Source organism: Pseudomonas sp. 18058 (genome assembly GCF_902706155.1).
Taxonomy (GTDB): Bacteria; Pseudomonadota; Gammaproteobacteria; order Pseudomonadales; family Pseudomonadaceae; genus Aquipseudomonas; species Aquipseudomonas rustica.
The window spans coordinates 25,631-40,623 of record NZ_CACSJY010000002.1 but is presented as its reverse complement, the minus strand read 5'-3'; the positions used below and the strand labels follow the sequence as shown (position 1 = coordinate 40,623).

Genomic DNA, 14,993 nt, shown 5'->3' with positions numbered 1-14,993 from the left:
CAAAAACGTATTAAGCCTGCTGCGCCAGCCAGGCATGCAATTCGGAAAAACGGTCGATCGACAGGCGCGGCTCGAACTGCTGCAGCGATTCGATCGATTGCGCGCCATAACTGACCGCCACCGAATCCATCCCCGCGTTACGCGCCATCAGCAGATCGAAGGACGAATCGCCAACCATCAGCGCCTGTTCGGCGCGCACGCCGCAATGAGCAAGGATCTGCTCCAGCATCAGAGGGTGCGGCTTGCTCGCAGTTTCATCGGCAGCGCGGGTGATATCGAAATAATCTTCCCAGCCATTGGCCTTGAGCACTCGATCCAGACCCCGGCGATTCTTGCCGGTAGCGACAGCCAAGTGATAACCATGCTCACGAAACGACGCCATAGACTCGACTACGCCTTCGAACAACGGCGAAGGCACGGCTTCGGCGGCGATGTAGTGATCCGCGTAATACTCGCGAAACAAGGTCATTTCGGCGTCACTGATCTCGGGATACAAGGTGCGGATCGCCTCAGGCAGGCCCAGGCCGATGATGCCTTTGACGGCGAAATCATCGCGCAACTCGAAACCGGAACGCCCGGATGCCGAGTGCATCGCCTCGACGATCCGATGGATGGAATCGGCCAGCGTGCCGTCCCAATCAAAAATCAGCAGTTTGTAATCAGATGGGCGCACTCAATCGCTCCACGGTCTTGGCCCACATTTCATCGACGGGCGCCTGCAAGGTCAGCTTGCCGCCATCCGGCAGCGGCACGGTCAGCATGTAAGCGTGCAGAAACAGACGCTTGCCGCCCAGATCGCGGATTTCCTTGGTGAAATCCTCATCGCCATACTTGCTGTCGCCAGCAATGCAATGGCCAGCATGCAAGGTGTGCACGCGAATCTGGTGGGTGCGACCGGTAACCGGTTTGGCTTCGACCATGGTGGCGAAATCCCCGAAGCGGCGCAGCACCTTGAACATCGTCAGAGCTTCTTTGCCTTCTTCGTTGACCTCGACCATGCGCTCGCCGGAACGCAGGTTGCTCTTGAGCAATGGCGCGCTGACTTTCTTGATCGAGGTCGCCCAGTTGCCACGCACCAGCGCCATGTAGCGCTTGTCGACGCCATCGCCGCGCAATTGCTCATGCAAGTGACGCAACATGCTGCGCTTTTTGGCGATCATCAGCAGGCCGGAGGTGTCACGGTCGAGACGGTGAACCAGCTCCAGCTCTTTGGTATCCGGGCGCAACTGACGAAAGGCTTCGATCACACCGAAATTCAAGCCACTGCCGCCGTGAACCGCAATGCCCGCGGGCTTGTTGATCACGATCAGGGCTTTGTCTTCGAAGACAATCGAGGCTTCCAGGCGCTGCAACAGACCCTGGGCCAATGGCACCGGCTCGTCGCGCTCAGGCACGCGAACGGGCGGCACGCGCACGATATCACCGGCCTGCAGCTTGTATTCGGGCTTGATCCGACCTTTGTTCACGCGCACTTCGCCTTTGCGCAAAATGCGGTAAATCAAGGTCTTGGGCACGCCTTTGAGCCGGGCGAGGAGGAAATTGTCGATTCGTTGGCCGGCATACTCCGGCGAGACTTCAAGCAATTGAACGCCTGGAGTCGAAGGGGCAGTAGTTGTCATGCCGCGGATGATAACAATTTTTATGGAATTGAAGCACTTAATCATTGCTGCTATAGTCGCGAACGCCGCCAAAAGCGGCCTGGACAGCGGCACCACGGTCAAAAACCGGCCCTGACCATCGCAATTCACCAGGACGCGAGGCCGTCCTACGGGGCTTTTGCTACGTAACGGTGGAGTTTGCAGTTGTAACAAGCGCAGGTGACATGAGGCCTGAATTACACCGTCGAGCAGAGTTTTTACTCGCCTGACAGGCAGATATTCACGGCCAGTTCACAAAGTGCAGTCAACCGCAGATGACCCCGAGCGAAAGCTTCGGAAACACCGCCTGATTAGCCATGATGCGTGACCTCCCCTTTCGGAGCTCACGGTAAATGCCAACCCGCTGCGGATTCTGCGCGCGGCAGCACCCGAATTATCAGGGATACGTGTAGGGTGGAGATGCACAACCGCTGGACTGTGTAGCAATAGGCTTTATCAAGACGCTTCATCTCGTCCACAGCCACGGTTGATTCCTCCTCCTGACTGAGTGCTTAAGTAGCCACAGCAAGCAGGACGCGTACGTCGCTATATCGGCCCAATTGGCCGCATATCGCTGGACACGGGAATGGCCAACCACTCCCGACGCACCTGACACCGACCGTGAGAAGTCGTGTGTGCCGAACGCCGTTTCCGGCAGCCCGGAAACCGACGGTACTACATGAAAAGAATGCTGATTAACGCAACTCAACCCGAAGAGTTGCGTGTTGCACTGGTAGATGGCCAACGCCTCTACGACCTGGACATCGAATCCGGTGCACGCGAGCAGAAGAAGGCCAACATTTATAAAGGCCGTATCACTCGCATCGAACCAAGCCTTGAGGCTGCCTTTGTCGATTTTGGCTCTGAGCGCCATGGCTTCCTGCCCCTCAAAGAAATCTCCCGCGAATACTTCAAGAAAGCCCCCGAAGGCCGCGTCAACATCAAGGACGTCCTGAGCGAAGGCCAGGAAGTTATCGTTCAGGTGGAAAAAGAAGAACGTGGCAACAAGGGCGCAGCCCTGACCACCTTCATCAGCCTGGCCGGTCGTTACCTCGTGCTGATGCCGAACAACCCGCGTGCCGGCGGTATCTCCCGTCGCATCGAAGGCGAAGAGCGCAACGAACTGCGTGAAGCGCTGAACGGTCTGGTTGCACCGGCCGACATGGGTCTGATCGTGCGCACTGCCGGCCTTGGCCGCAGCAGCGAAGAAATGCAGTGGGACCTCGATTACCTGCTGCAACTGTGGACGGCTATTAAAGAAGCCTCGCTGGATCGCTCCGCGCCATTCCTGATCTATCAGGAAAGCAACGTGATCATCCGCGCCATCCGCGATTACCTGCGCCAGGACATCGGCGAAGTGCTGATCGACAGCGTTGAAGCCCAGGACGAAGCCCTGACCTTCATCCGCCAGGTGATGCCGCAGTACGCCAGCAAGATCAAGCTGTACGAAGACAGCGTGCCGCTGTTCAACCGTTTCCAGATCGAAAGCCAGATCGAGACCGCTTTCCAGCGCGTCGTTGAACTGCCTTCCGGCGGCTCCATCGTTATCGATCCGACCGAAGCCCTGGTGTCCATCGACATCAACTCGGCGCGCGCCACCAAAGGCAGCGACATCGAAGAAACCGCTCTGCAAACCAACCTTGAAGCCGCCGAAGAAATCGCCCGTCAGTTGCGCCTGCGCGACATCGGCGGCCTGATCGTCATCGACTTCATCGACATGACCCCTGCCAAGAACCAGCGCGCCGTGGAAGAGAAAGTCCGCGAATGCCTGGAAGCCGACCGCGCTCGCGTGCAGATCGGCCGTATCTCGCGCTTCGGCCTGCTGGAAATGTCGCGTCAGCGCCTGCGTCCATCGCTGGGCGAAAGCAGCGGCATCGTCTGCCCGCGTTGCAACGGCACCGGCATCATTCGTGACGTTGAATCGCTGTCGCTGGCGATCCTGCGCCTGATCGAAGAAGAAGCCCTGAAAGACCGCACTGCCGAAGTTCGCGCACAAGTGCCGATCCCGGTGGCCGCGTTCCTGCTCAACGAAAAACGCAACTCGATCACCAAGATCGAACTGCGCACCCGTGCTCGCATCGTCATTCTGCCGAACGATCACCTCGAAACGCCGCACTTCGAAGTTCAGCGCCTGCGTGACGACAGCCCGGAAGCCGCGACCAACCAGTCCAGCTACGAAATCGCTGCCGCCGCCGCCGAAGTTGAAGAAGTTCAGCCAGCCGCCGCGACTCGCACTCTGGTTCGCCAGGAAGCCGCGGTCAAAACTGCACCGGCTCGCGCCAACGCTCCGGTGCCGACCGAAGTGGCCGCACCTGCTGCTGCCGCCGCGCCGGCTCCGGCTGCCGCGCCAGAACCAAGCCTGTTCAAAGGTCTGGTGAAGTCGCTGGTCAGCCTGTTCGCTACCAAAGAAGAGCCAGTTGCTCCGGCCGTGGTTGAAAAACCGGCTGCCGAGCGTCCAGCCCGTAACGAAGAGCGTCGCAACGGTCGTCAACAGAGCCGCAACCGTAATGGTCGCCGCGATGAAGAACGCAAACCGCGCGAAGAGCGTGCACCGCGTGAGGAACGCGCCCCACGCGAGCCGCGTGAAGAGCGTCAGCCTCGTGAAGCCCGTGAAGTTCGCGAGCCGCGGGAAGCCCGTACCGAAGCAGCGCCAGCCGCCCGTGAAGAACGCGCGCCACGTGCGCCGCGTGAAGAACGTGCTCCGCGCGCTCCGCGTGAAGATCGCAAGCCACGTGGCGAGCGTGAAGAACGTGTACGTGAACTGCGCGAGCCACTCGACGCCGCCCCTGCCGTGACCACCGAGGTGGCTGCTGAAGAGCGTCCGGTTCGTCAGCCACGCGAAGAGCGCGCACCGCGTCCGCCGCGTGAAGAGCGTCAACCGCGCGCCGAACAGGCCGCTGCTGCCGTCGCTGAAGAAGAAGTGAACACCAACGAAGAGCAACTGCCGGAAGACGGTTCGGATAGCGCCGAAGGCGATCGCCCACGTCGTCGTTCGCGCGGTCAGCGTCGTCGCAGCAACCGTCGTGAGCGTCAGCGTGATGCCAACGGCAACGTGATCGAAGGTTCGGAAGAATCCGAAGCCGGCGAAAACGCTGAAGAGCCAAGCACTGCCGATCTGGCCGCCGGCCTGGCTGTTACCGCAGCCGTTGCCAGCACCGTGATCAGCGCTCCGGCCGAAGCCCAAGCCTTTGAGCAAGCCGAACGCGCCACCGCTGCCGTACAGGAAACCGCTCCAGTGGAAGCGCCGGTTGTTGAAGCGACCACTCCAGTAGAAGTGGTTGCTGCTCCGGAAGTCGAAGTGGCTCCGGTTCAGGAAACGCTGCCTCAGGTAGAGCCGGCTCCACTTGTGGTTGCTGAGCCGGTGGTTGAAACCGTCACTGAAACCGTCACTGAAACCGTGACCGAAACCGTACGTGAAGTTCGCGAAGAGCAGACCGCGTTCAACTGGGTCGCCGAGCCGGTTGTCGCTGAAACACCAGCGCCAGTGGTTGAAGCGCCGGTTGTTGAGACGCCAGTGTTCGAAGCACCAGCGTACGAAGCGCCTGTTGCCGAAGCTCCAGTGGTTGAAGAGACCAAAGCTGCCGAGCCAGTGGTTGCTGCTGAGCCAGCTCCAGTCGTCGAAGCGCCGGTAGTTGTCGAAGCTCCTGCTCCGGTGGCTGAAGTGGCTCCGGTCAGCGCTCTGGCTGCAAACGGTCGCGCACCGAACGATCCTCGTGAAGTGCGTCGTCGCAAGCGTGAAGAAGAGCGCCTGCAGAAGGAAGCCGAACAGGCTGCCGCTGCTGCTCCGGTGGCAGAAGTCGTCGCTGAACAAGCGGTTGTTGAAGCGGTCATTGCTGAAGCGCCTCGCTCCGTTCAAGACGCAGCAGAGCACCACGAAGAAGCCCAGGAAAAAGAACACGAGCCTAAACCCCTCGTCTGATTCCTGAAGCTGTAAAAAAGCCCCGCCCGGTGAAAGCCTGGCGGGGCTTTTTTTATGCCATTTAAAAGATCAAGAGATCGCAGCCTTCGGCAGCTCCAACAATTTGAAATACGTTCCCCTGTAGGAGCTGCCGAAGGCTGCGATCTTTTGATCTTGCTGTTATTTAAAAACCAAAGCCTCCGGCACATCGATATCCCACAAAACCCCGGGATCATCCACCGCCACCTCAACCACCCTGCCCTGCTTGAACAAAGGCCGAGCCCCACGATCACCACTCAACGCCAGCAACCCCGCACCAAACGACCGGCCAAATCCCACCGGATGCCCAAACTCACCGTCCTGCACCGGCACGCTCACCGCATCATCAGCCATCGCCGCAACAACCCGCACAATACTCGAGGGCAAAATAAACGGCATATCCCCCAGCACTATCAGCCAGCCATCCGCTTGCGGGCACGTCGCGATGCCCGCCGCAATGCTGTCGCCCATGCCGGTCGTGCCAATCGTCACAACTTCACAGCCATACGCCTGAGCCATACGCATCGCTTGCGGTCGTTCTTCCGTCGTGACCAGTACACGTTTGTCGAGGCTCGCCGGCAGATTCACCAGCACCTGCTCGATCACCGAGCGCACCGCGCCATCGCGACCGGTGCAATCGGCGAGCAACTTATCCTTGTCCGCACCCGCCGCTTTGCGAAAGCGACTGCCCTCGCCTGCGGCCAACACAATCACGCCAATGGTTCGGCTCATGCGCCCTCCACGGGTTTCTTCTGCTTCAACTCAACGCCGTTTTTGATCGCGACGATCTCTGCGAGCAAAGACAAGGCAATCTCCGCCGGCGAATGACTGCCGATGTGCAGACCGATCGGCCCATGCAATCGAGCAATCGCCTCTACCGACAAGCCTAGCTGAGCCAGATTCTCCCGGCGCTTCAAACTATTGACCCGCGAGCCGAGTGCGCCGACATAAAACGCCGGCGAATCCAGCGCGGTCAGTAAGGCCATGTCATCCAGACGCGGATCGTGGGTCAACGCGACAATCGCCGTACGCTCATCGGTCTGAATGTTCAACACCGCCTCATCCGGCATGCCCGCGACAAAACGACCGTGTTGCTCTTCCCAGCCATAGACGAACTCAGTGCGCGGATCGCAGATCAGCACTTCGAAATCCAGCAGCCGCGCCATGTCCGCGACGTAGCGTGACAATTGCCCGGCACCGATCAACAGCAAGCGCCAGCGCGGGCCGTAAATCGCGCGCAGAAGCTTGCCGTCGAACTCCAGAGCATCGGTTTTGCTCGCCGCTGTCAAAACCACTTCACCGGTTTCGATAGTCAGTTCGCGGGCGACGATTTCGTGGGCTTCACAACGCGCGAGCAGCTCGGCGACCCAATACGGATCGCCAACCCGCTCTTCGGTCAGGCGCAGCGTACCGCCGCAAGGCAAGCCAAACCGCGCCGCCTCTTCGCGGGTCACGCCGTAGGTGATCAGTTGCACCGGCGGCCCGTCGCTGGCAATCCGTCCATCGTGCAGGCGGGCGATCAAGTCATCCTCGACGCAGCCGCCCGACACCGAACCGATCACCACACCATCCTCGCGCAGGGCGAGCATCGCACCGGGTGCCCGGGGCGCGGTGCCCCAGGTTTGCACCACGCTGAACAACACCACCCGCTGCCCGGCGCGGCGCCATTCGAGCACGCTGCGCAGAACGTTGAGGTCGACACTGTCCATCAGGCGTCCGCCTTCTGCCAATCCTGCAGTTGATAACGCACGGGCAAGTTACGAATGCGCTTGCCCGTGGCAGCAAAAATCGCATTGCACAGTGCCGGCGCAATCGGCGGCACGCCCGGCTCACCGACACCGCCCAACGGTACATCGCCCGGCGGCGTCACCAGATGCACTGCGACCTCCTTCGGCGCCAGCGACATGCGCGCCACTTCGTACATATGGAAGTTGTCCTGCTGAACCTTGCCGTCCTTGAAGCTGATTTCACCCAGCACCGCGTTACCGAGGCCCATCACGCAGGCGCCTTCGAACTGCGAGCGAATCCGCTCAGGGTTGATCTGCGGCCCGCAATCCACGGCGATGTCAGCTTTGTGCACGATCAGCGTGCCATCGTCTTTAACCTCGACTTCGATCACCGCCGCCACATAGGTGACGAAGCTGTAATGCACCGCCAGCCCCAAGCCACGGCCCTTGGGTAATTTACGCCCCCAACCGGCGGCTTTGGCAGCGGTTTCCAGCACGGTGCGCATGCGCCCGGTATCGATCGGATAACGCTCTGGAGATTCGCCGTAATTCCACTCTTCGCTCAAGGTGCGCGGGTCAATCTGCCGATCCGGGCCGAGCAGTTTGATCTGGTACTTGAGCGGATCCTCACCGGCCTTGTGCGCCAGCTCATCGACGAAACTCTGGATGGCGAAACCATGAGGAATGTTCGACACCGAGCGATACCAGCCGACCCGCGTGTGCACGGTCGCTTCGGGGTTTTCCAGACGTACGTTGGGAATGGCGTAGGCCATGTTGGTGAAACCCATGCCCAGCTCGAACGCCGCTTCGTGGTTCATGCCCGGCGCGAACAGCGCGGTGATGCTCGGTGCCACGGTGCGATGCAACCAGCCGGACGGCATGCCGTCCTTGCCGATGCCTGCTTTCAAATATTCGGCGGACACGGTGTGGAAGTACGAGTTGTGGATGTCATCTTCACGCGTCCACTGCACCCGCACGGCTTTGCCGGGAAACTCCTTGGCGAGGATCGCCGCTTCAACGACGAAGTCCGGTTTCGACTTGCGCCCGAAACCGCCGCCAAGCAGCGTGACATTAAAGGTGACGTTGTCGAACGGCAGACCGAGACGCTCGGCAATGCGCTCGCGGGTGACTTGCGGCGCCTGACTCGGTGCCCAGGCTTCACAGACACCGTCCTTGTAACGAGCGATGGCGACCATTGGTTCCATCGGCGCCTGCGCCAGATGCGGCAAATAGTAAGACGCTTCGAGGGTGCTGGCAGCGCCGCTCAAAGCCTTGTCGATATCGCCGGTGTTGCGCACCACTTTGCCGGGTTTCAGCGAGGCGGCTTCCAGCTCCTTGCGATAGGCGATCGAGTCGTAACTGGCGTTGGGGCCGTCATCCCATTCGATTTTGAGCGCCTCGCGGCCCTTGATTGCAGCCCAAGTATTGCTGGCCACCACCGCCACGCCACCCAATGGCTGAAATTCCGAAGGCAGTGGACGGCCTTCAATCTGGAGCACTTTAAGCACTCCGGGGACTTTCAGTGCAGCGCTGTCATCCAGCGATTTGACCTTGCCGCCATACACCGCCGGACGGGCGATGGTCGCGTAAACCATGCCGTCGAAATGCACGTCGGCACCGTACACCGCGCGGCCGTTGACGATATCAACACCGTCGATGGCTTTGGTGCCTTCCTTGCCGATGTAGCGAAATTCCGACGGTTGCTTGAGTCGCAGGCTGTCACGCGCTGGCACCGCCAACGCACTCGCGGCGGCGGCCAGTTCGCCATAGCCCAGCTCACGGCCAGACGGCTTGTGAATGACTTTGTGCAACTGCGCGTGGCATTCGCCGACCGGCACTTTCCACTGCGTGGCCGCCGCTTGTTCAAGCATCGTCCGCGCTGCAGCACCGCAACGCCGCATCGGTTCGTACCAGTGACGCATGCTGCGCGAACCGTCGGTGTCCTGATTACCGAAGCGCACTTCATCGCCTGGCGCCTGCTGCACTTTGACCCTGGCCCAATCGGCGTCCAGTTCATCTGCAACCACCATGGTCAGACTGGTGCGCACGCCCTGCCCCATCTCCGAACGGTTGCAGACCACGGTGACCGTGCCGTCAGCGGCAATGCTCACGTAGACTTTCGGGTCATCGATCCAGCCGTTGGGCATGCCGTCAGCGCCGAATTTCTTTTCTTTCTCGTCGGCCAGCGCATCCTGCCAACCCCAACTCGCGGCCAGCACCAACGCGCCCGTCGCGCCGACGCCTTTGAGGAAACCGCGGCGACTGAGATTGCTCAGGGCGAAATCATTCGGAAGGCGACTCATGCTTTCGCCTCCTTCAAATGCGTGGAGGCTTGGCGGATCGCGGTTTTGATGCGGTTATAAGTGCCGCAGCGGCAGATGTTGCCGACCATGGCTTCTTCGATCTGCTCGTCGCTCGGGTTTGGATTGGTTTTGAGCAACGCGGTGGCCGACATGATTTGCCCGCCCTGACAGAAACCGCACTGCGCGACCGCCGTATCGAGCCAGGCTTGCTGGACGACTTGCCCGACCGGGTCTGCATGCAGGTTGTCGATGGTGGTGACGTTCTGCCCGATCACCGAGCCGATCGGCGTGATGCAACTGCGCGCCGGCAAACCATCGATATGAATGGTGCACGCGCCACACAGGCCCATGCCGCAGCCGAACTTGGTGCCGTTGTAACCGGCAACGTCGCGGATCGCCCAAAGCAGCGGCATGTCCTCCGTGACGTCGAGAGAATGATCCTGGCCATTGAGTTTCAGGGTAATCATGGGCACGCCCGCATATTTTTGGTGGTTATGGGGTCGAGCAATCTGCCGCCGTTGCATCGGCGGTGGTTCACGCAGATCGACTCAGGCTAATGAGGCTCTCTTGTGTCGACGCGAACGTCTGCACCGGGCCTTTGGTGGAGCAAATGACGGTTATCGTTAGCTCGCTAAGTTAACCCAACATTAACGAAAAAGCCCTGCTGAGACAGGGCTTTTCAGTGGCGAGCTTTTAGCTACAAGCTGCAAGTAAAAACAGAAGCTGGCTCACGCTCAAGATTGTAGCTTGCCGCTAGAGGCTTGAAGCTCGCCGCTGCTTCAATACCGATTGGGCTCCATTTCCAGGTCGACATTGAAACGTTCGGCAATGTCTTTCTGGATACGTTGCGCCAGATCGAGCAATTGCAGGCCGGTCGCCGCGCCGTAATTGACCAGCACCAGCGCCTGCAATTTATGCACGCCGGCATCGGCTTCACGGAAACCTTTCCAACCGGCGCGTTCGATCAGCCAGCCAGCAGCGAGCTTCATCTGCCCGTCCGGCTGCGCATAAGCCACCACATCTGGATGCTGCGCTTTGATCTGCGCGACGATGGCCGCCGACACCAGCGGGTTCTTGAAGAAACTGCCGGCATTGCCGAGCACCGCCGGATCCGGCAGTTTTTCGCTGCGGATGCTGCAAATCGCGCGACTGACGTCGGTCGGCGTCGGTTGTTCGATGCCCTGCTCGGTCAGGCGTTGACGCACAGGGCCGTATTCCAGATGCAGATGGGCGACGCGATCCAGATTGAAACGCACCCGCAGAATCAACCAACGCCCCGGCTGCTGTTTGAACAGGCTGTCGCGGTAGGCGAAGTTGCACTCTTCCAGGGTGAAATCGCGCAGCTCGCCGGTCTGACGATCCAGCGCGGTGAGCCCGGCGAACACATCTTTAATCTCGACGCCGTAAGCGCCAATGTTCTGCATCGGCGCAGCGCCAACGGTGCCAGGAATCAGGCTGAGGTTTTCCAGTCCGGAAAATCCTAGCGCCAGCGTGTGCTGCACGAACGGATGCCACGGTTCGCCCGCTTCCGCCTCGATCACCACACGGTTGCCGTCGTCGCTGATCACACGAATCCCGCGTGTAGCCATGCGCAGCACGAGCGCCGGAATATCTGCCGTGAGCAGCAAATTGCTGCCACCGCCGATCACCAGCAGCGGCACATCATGAGCGACGGCATAGGCCAGCGCTTCACGAACATCGCCATCGTTATGGGCTTCGGCAAACAATTGCGCGCGAACGTCCACGCCAAAACTGTTGAACGGTTTCAGGGAAACCTGCGATTGCACCTGCAAACTCATAACCGGCCCTTCACTTCGATCAGCAATTGGTCACAAGCCGCTTCAATCAGATCCAGCACCTGCTCGAACCCTTGATCGCCGTCGTAATACGGATCCGGCACCTCATCGACGAGCCCGGCATAACGGCGCAGGAACAGATCCAGTTCGGCGCGGCCGGTGGACGGTTGCAGGGCCTTGAGGTTGCGCAGGTTGCTGTTGTCCATCGCCAGAATCAGGTCGTAACTGGCGAAATCGGCGCGGCTGACTTGCTGCGCGCGTTGCGCCGACAAGTCATAACCGCGCACTTTGGCAGCGGCCTGGCTGCGTTTGTCCGGCGGATTGCCGACGTGCCAGTCACCGGTGCCGGCGGAGGCCACTTCAACCTGATCCGCCAGCCCTGCGGCGCGCAACTTGTGGCGCAACACGCCTTCAGCCGTGGGCGAACGGCAAATGTTGCCCAGGCACACAAACAGAACGCGCATCAGGCCCCCAGCAGGCGACGAACGCGCTCGAGGTCTTCGACGGTATCGACACCAGTCGGCGGCGCGATCAACGCGTCAGCAACATGAATACGCACGCCGTGCCACAGCGCACGCAGTTGCTCGAGGGATTCAGTGTTTTCCAGCCAGCACGGGCCCCAGCTCACGAAGTCCTGAAGGAACCCGGCGCGGTAGGCATAAATGCCGATATGGCGACGGTACGGCACACCTTCCGGCAGTTGCTCGCGGCTTTTGGCGAAGGCATCGCGTGCCCACGGCAAAGTCGCGCGGCTGAAGGTCAGCGCCAGACCGTTGATGTCGCTGACGACCTTGACCACGTTCGGGTTGAACAGGGTGTCCACGTCTTCGATCGGCTCGGCCAGGGTGGCCATGCGCGCTTCGGTGTGTGCGGCCAGGTTGGCAGCGACCTGATCGATCACGCTCGGCGGAATCAGCGGCTCGTCGCCCTGCACATTGACCACGATCGCATCGGGCTCAAGGCCCAGTTTCGCAGCGACTTCAGCCAGACGATCAGTGCCGGAATTGTGATCTTCACGGGTCAGCACCACTTCGGCGCCAAAGCCTTTGCAGGCCTCGACGATGCGCGGATCGTCAGTCGCAACGACCACGCGGCTCGCGCTGCTTTTGCTCGCCTGTTCCCAGACGTGCTGGATCATCGGCTTGCCGGCAATGTCCAGCAACGGTTTGCCGGGCAGGCGGGTCGAGGCGAAACGCGACGGGATGACAACGGTGAAGGCGGTGGTCATTTATCCAGACGCTCGTCGGTAGTCAGAGTGCGGGCTTCGCTTTCGAGCATCACCGGAATGCCGTCGCGGATCGGGTACGCCAGGCCGGCACCCTTGCTGATCAGTTCGGTCTTGTCGGCGCTGAGCTTGAGCGGGCCTTTGCAGATCGGGCACGCGAGGATGTCGAGCAATTTGGTGTCCATGAACTTTCCCTGATAAATGAGTTAAGGCAAAAGCCGATCGGGCAGCAGGCGCATCAGCTGTGTGTCGAACCAGGCCACGAAGGCCGGCGACGGCACGGCATCGACCGCCAGATACCACCAGTCGGCAGCAGCGAAGGCACGGCACTTCACCGCGTCCTTTTCGGTCATCACCAACGGCAATGACGGTGTGAAATTCAAGGCCTGCACGCTGTATTCAGCGTGGTCGGCAAATGCATGCGGGACTGCGCGCCAGTCTAGCGCTTCGAGGGTATTGAAGAAACGTTGCGGATTGCCGATCCCGGCGACTGCGTGGACGCTCTGACCCGGCGCAAAATGCTCGAGCGACTTGCGCTCGCCGCTACGCAGATTAACCAGCGCGGTCGGTTGCAGATGGAAAGCGAAACCGTCGTCGCGATCTTCGGTGGCACCGTTGAACAATACGCCGTCGACGCTTTGCAGACGTTCGATCGGCTCACGCAACGGCCCCGCCGGCAGGCAGCGTTTATTGCCGAGACCGCGAGCGGCATCAATCAACACCAGCTCCAGGTCTCGCGCCAGACGGTAATGCTGCATGCCATCGTCGGAGAGAATCAGATCCAGCGGTTCGCTGGCGAGCAAGGCTTTGACGGCGGCGCTGCGATCGGGGTCGATCATCAATGGCACGCCGGTGCGCTGGACGATCAGCAGTGGCTCGTCGCCAGCGATGTCAGCGGTCTGGTCGGCCTCGACGCGCCATGGCAATTGCGGCGGCTTCGCCCCGTAACCACGGCTAACCACACCAACCCGCAAACCGCTGCGCCGGCAGTGTTCGATCAACCAGAGGATCATCGGCGTTTTGCCGGTGCCGCCCACGGTGATGTTGCCGACCACGATCAATGGCACCGGCGGCTGATAAATTTCGCCCTGGCCATCGAGAAAACGCTGACGCTTGTTGACCACCACGCGGCGATACAACATTTCCAGCGGCCGCAGCAGCGTCAGGGCCGGGTGCCCCTGATACCACGCGGCGAGCAAGCGATCGGACAGGCTCATCAGGATTTGGGCGCCGCCTCGACCGTGGTCATGCGCAGATGGCTGAAACCGAGCTTGCCGGCCGCGTCCATGGCGGTGATCACGGATTGATGCTGAGTCTTGCCGTCAGCACTGATCGACAACGGCATATTGGTGTCACCGTTGGATTCTTTCTGCATCGCGTCCATCAATGTCGCCAGATCGTTCTTCGGCAGAATCTTGTTGTTCACCGAAAACACGCCCTCAGCGCTGATGGCCACGTCGATCTGCTTGAGCTGCTGATCTTCGGCGGGCGAGCCGCTGACGGCTTCCGGCAGATCAACGCGCAACTGGGTTTCGCGGGTAAACGTGGTGGTCACGACGAAAAACAGCAGCAGGATAAACACCACGTCGATCAGCGACGCGAGGTTGATGTCGATCGTTTCCCGTGGTTTGCGACGGAATTTCACGCGCGGCCCTCGGCCAGATCGACGTCACGGTCGCCCTGCACCACTTCAACCAGTTTGATTGCTTCCTGCTCCATGCCGACCACCAACTCGTCGATGCGGCGTTGCAGGAACCGATGGAAGAACACCGCCGGAATACCGACCATCAGGCCCGCCGCCGTGGTGATCAGCGCTTTCGAGATACCACCGGCCAATACCGAGGCGTTGGTGGTCATGCCGGAACCGGTGAAGGCACTGAAAATGTCGATCATGCCCAGCACCGTACCCAACAGGCCCAGCAACGGCGACATCGCAGCGATGGTGCCCAGCGCGTTGACGTAGCGTTCGAGCTCGTGGATGACGCGAGCAGCGGCCTCTTCGATGCACTCTTTCATGATCTCGCGACCATGCTTGGAGTTGGCCAGACCGGCGGCGAGGATTTCCCCCAGCGGCGAGTTGGCGCGCAATTCCTTGAGTTTTTCTTTATTGAGCTGTTTGTCCTTGATCCAGACCCAGACCTGGCCCAACAAATGCTCGGGGGTGACGCGACTGGCGCGCAGGGTCCACAGGCGCTCGGCGACAATCGCCATGGCCGCGATGGAACTCAGAATGATCGGCAACATCATCCAGCCGCCGGATTTGACCAATTCCCACACAGTGACAGTCCCCTCGAAAAAGTGCGCCACTTTACCATACCGATCCGCGATTAAGACCCGCCGCTCCGACGACCGTGATGTGCCATCCATG

The 14,993-nt window shown here is 60.5% G+C and carries 14 protein-coding genes; 1 reads left to right on the top strand and 13 read right to left on the bottom strand.

The window, feature by feature from the left end; translation table 11 throughout:
• Positions 1-10 precede the first annotated feature (10 nt).
• Together GVL50_RS01365 and rluC are read right to left on the bottom strand one after the other, a co-directional pair.
• Complete coding sequence (locus GVL50_RS01365; protein WP_159811492.1) at positions 11-673, bottom strand: HAD-IA family hydrolase; 663 nt, start codon at positions 671-673, stop codon at positions 11-13.
• Positions 660-1,619 carry a 23S rRNA pseudouridine(955/2504/2580) synthase RluC gene (gene rluC, locus GVL50_RS01360; RefSeq protein WP_045123283.1) on the bottom strand — a complete coding sequence of 320 codons (960 nt, stop codon included), beginning with the start codon at positions 1,617-1,619 and terminating at the stop codon, positions 660-662. Before rluC ends, GVL50_RS01365 begins: the two co-directional genes overlap by 14 nt.
• Positions 1,620-2,316: 697 nt before the next feature.
• Between rluC and rne the strand changes: the two genes are divergently transcribed.
• Positions 2,317-5,556: a ribonuclease E gene (rne, locus tag GVL50_RS01355; protein WP_159811491.1), complete on the top strand. Its 3,240-nt coding sequence runs from the start codon at positions 2,317-2,319 to the stop codon at positions 5,554-5,556.
• A 159-nt stretch (positions 5,557-5,715) separates the two neighbouring features.
• On the opposite strand, the gene GVL50_RS01350 is transcribed toward rne, so the two are convergent.
• The 11 genes from GVL50_RS01350 to GVL50_RS01300 all read right to left on the bottom strand — a co-directional run bounded on the left by GVL50_RS01350 (position 5,716) and on the right by GVL50_RS01300 (position 14,902).
• Positions 5,716-6,306, bottom strand: a complete 591-nt coding sequence (locus GVL50_RS01350) for a nucleotidyltransferase family protein (protein WP_159811490.1) — start codon at positions 6,304-6,306, stop codon at positions 5,716-5,718.
• On the bottom strand, positions 6,303-7,283 hold the full coding sequence (locus GVL50_RS01345) for an XdhC family protein (protein WP_159811489.1): 981 nt from the start codon (positions 7,281-7,283) through the stop codon (positions 6,303-6,305). The genes GVL50_RS01350 and GVL50_RS01345 overlap by 4 nt, the downstream gene beginning before the upstream one ends.
• The gene (locus tag GVL50_RS01340) at positions 7,283-9,604 is read right to left on the bottom strand and encodes a xanthine dehydrogenase family protein molybdopterin-binding subunit (protein WP_159811488.1); all 2,322 of its coding nucleotides are present in this window, start codon (positions 9,602-9,604) and stop codon (positions 7,283-7,285) included. Before GVL50_RS01340 ends, GVL50_RS01345 begins: the two co-directional genes overlap by 1 nt.
• The gene (locus GVL50_RS01335; RefSeq protein WP_053122632.1) at positions 9,601-10,071 is read right to left on the bottom strand and encodes a (2Fe-2S)-binding protein; all 471 of its coding nucleotides are present in this window, start codon (positions 10,069-10,071) and stop codon (positions 9,601-9,603) included. Before GVL50_RS01335 ends, GVL50_RS01340 begins: the two co-directional genes overlap by 4 nt.
• 312 nt (positions 10,072-10,383) lie before the next feature.
• Entirely contained in the window at positions 10,384-11,403 is a 1,020-nt protein-coding gene (gene murB / locus GVL50_RS01330) for a UDP-N-acetylmuramate dehydrogenase (protein WP_159811487.1), read from the bottom strand.
• Positions 11,400-11,864: a low molecular weight protein-tyrosine-phosphatase gene (locus GVL50_RS01325; protein WP_053122639.1), complete on the bottom strand. Its 465-nt coding sequence runs from the start codon at positions 11,862-11,864 to the stop codon at positions 11,400-11,402. Before GVL50_RS01325 ends, murB begins: the two co-directional genes overlap by 4 nt.
• Positions 11,864-12,628: a 3-deoxy-manno-octulosonate cytidylyltransferase gene (gene kdsB / locus GVL50_RS01320; RefSeq protein WP_159811486.1), complete on the bottom strand. Its 765-nt coding sequence runs from the start codon at positions 12,626-12,628 to the stop codon at positions 11,864-11,866. The genes GVL50_RS01325 and kdsB overlap by 1 nt, the downstream gene beginning before the upstream one ends.
• Positions 12,625-12,810, bottom strand: coding sequence for a Trm112 family protein (locus GVL50_RS01315; protein WP_003174668.1), 186 nt, complete (start codon positions 12,808-12,810; stop codon positions 12,625-12,627). The genes kdsB and GVL50_RS01315 overlap by 4 nt, the downstream gene beginning before the upstream one ends.
• A gap of 21 nt (positions 12,811-12,831) precedes the next feature.
• On the bottom strand, positions 12,832-13,842 hold the full coding sequence (gene lpxK / locus GVL50_RS01310; protein ID WP_159811485.1) for a tetraacyldisaccharide 4'-kinase: 1,011 nt from the start codon (positions 13,840-13,842) through the stop codon (positions 12,832-12,834).
• Positions 13,842-14,270, bottom strand: a complete 429-nt coding sequence (locus tag GVL50_RS01305; protein ID WP_053122649.1) for a biopolymer transporter ExbD — start codon at positions 14,268-14,270, stop codon at positions 13,842-13,844. Before GVL50_RS01305 ends, lpxK begins: the two co-directional genes overlap by 1 nt.
• Positions 14,267-14,902 (bottom strand): MotA/TolQ/ExbB proton channel family protein, encoded by a 636-nt coding sequence (locus tag GVL50_RS01300; RefSeq protein WP_007908216.1) that lies wholly within the window; start codon positions 14,900-14,902, stop codon positions 14,267-14,269. Before GVL50_RS01300 ends, GVL50_RS01305 begins: the two co-directional genes overlap by 4 nt.
• Positions 14,903-14,993: the final 91 nt, after the last annotated feature.

Excerpts from the sequence above, each read along its gene's own strand:
- GVL50_RS01315 (WP_003174668.1), bottom strand. The coding sequence starts at position 12,810 with ATGGACACCAAATTGCTCGACATCCTCGCGTGCCCGATCTGCAAAGGC.
- rluC (WP_045123283.1), bottom strand. The coding sequence starts at position 1,619 with ATGACAACTACTGCCCCTTCGACTCCAGGCGTTCAATTGCTTGAAGTC.
- rne (WP_159811491.1), top strand. The coding sequence starts at position 2,317 with ATGAAAAGAATGCTGATTAACGCAACTCAACCCGAAGAGTTGCGTGTT.
- lpxK (WP_159811485.1), bottom strand. The coding sequence starts at position 13,842 with ATGAGCCTGTCCGATCGCTTGCTCGCCGCGTGGTATCAGGGGCACCCG.
- GVL50_RS01325 (WP_053122639.1), bottom strand. The coding sequence starts at position 11,864 with ATGCGCGTTCTGTTTGTGTGCCTGGGCAACATTTGCCGTTCGCCCACG.
- GVL50_RS01345 (WP_159811489.1), bottom strand. The coding sequence starts at position 7,283 with ATGGACAGTGTCGACCTCAACGTTCTGCGCAGCGTGCTCGAATGGCGC.
- murB (WP_159811487.1), bottom strand. The coding sequence starts at position 11,403 with ATGAGTTTGCAGGTGCAATCGCAGGTTTCCCTGAAACCGTTCAACAGT.
- GVL50_RS01340 (WP_159811488.1), bottom strand. The coding sequence starts at position 9,604 with ATGAGTCGCCTTCCGAATGATTTCGCCCTGAGCAATCTCAGTCGCCGC.
- kdsB (WP_159811486.1), bottom strand. The coding sequence starts at position 12,628 with ATGACCACCGCCTTCACCGTTGTCATCCCGTCGCGTTTCGCCTCGACC.
- GVL50_RS01350 (WP_159811490.1), bottom strand. The coding sequence starts at position 6,306 with ATGAGCCGAACCATTGGCGTGATTGTGTTGGCCGCAGGCGAGGGCAGT.
- GVL50_RS01335 (WP_053122632.1), bottom strand. The coding sequence starts at position 10,071 with ATGATTACCCTGAAACTCAATGGCCAGGATCATTCTCTCGACGTCACG.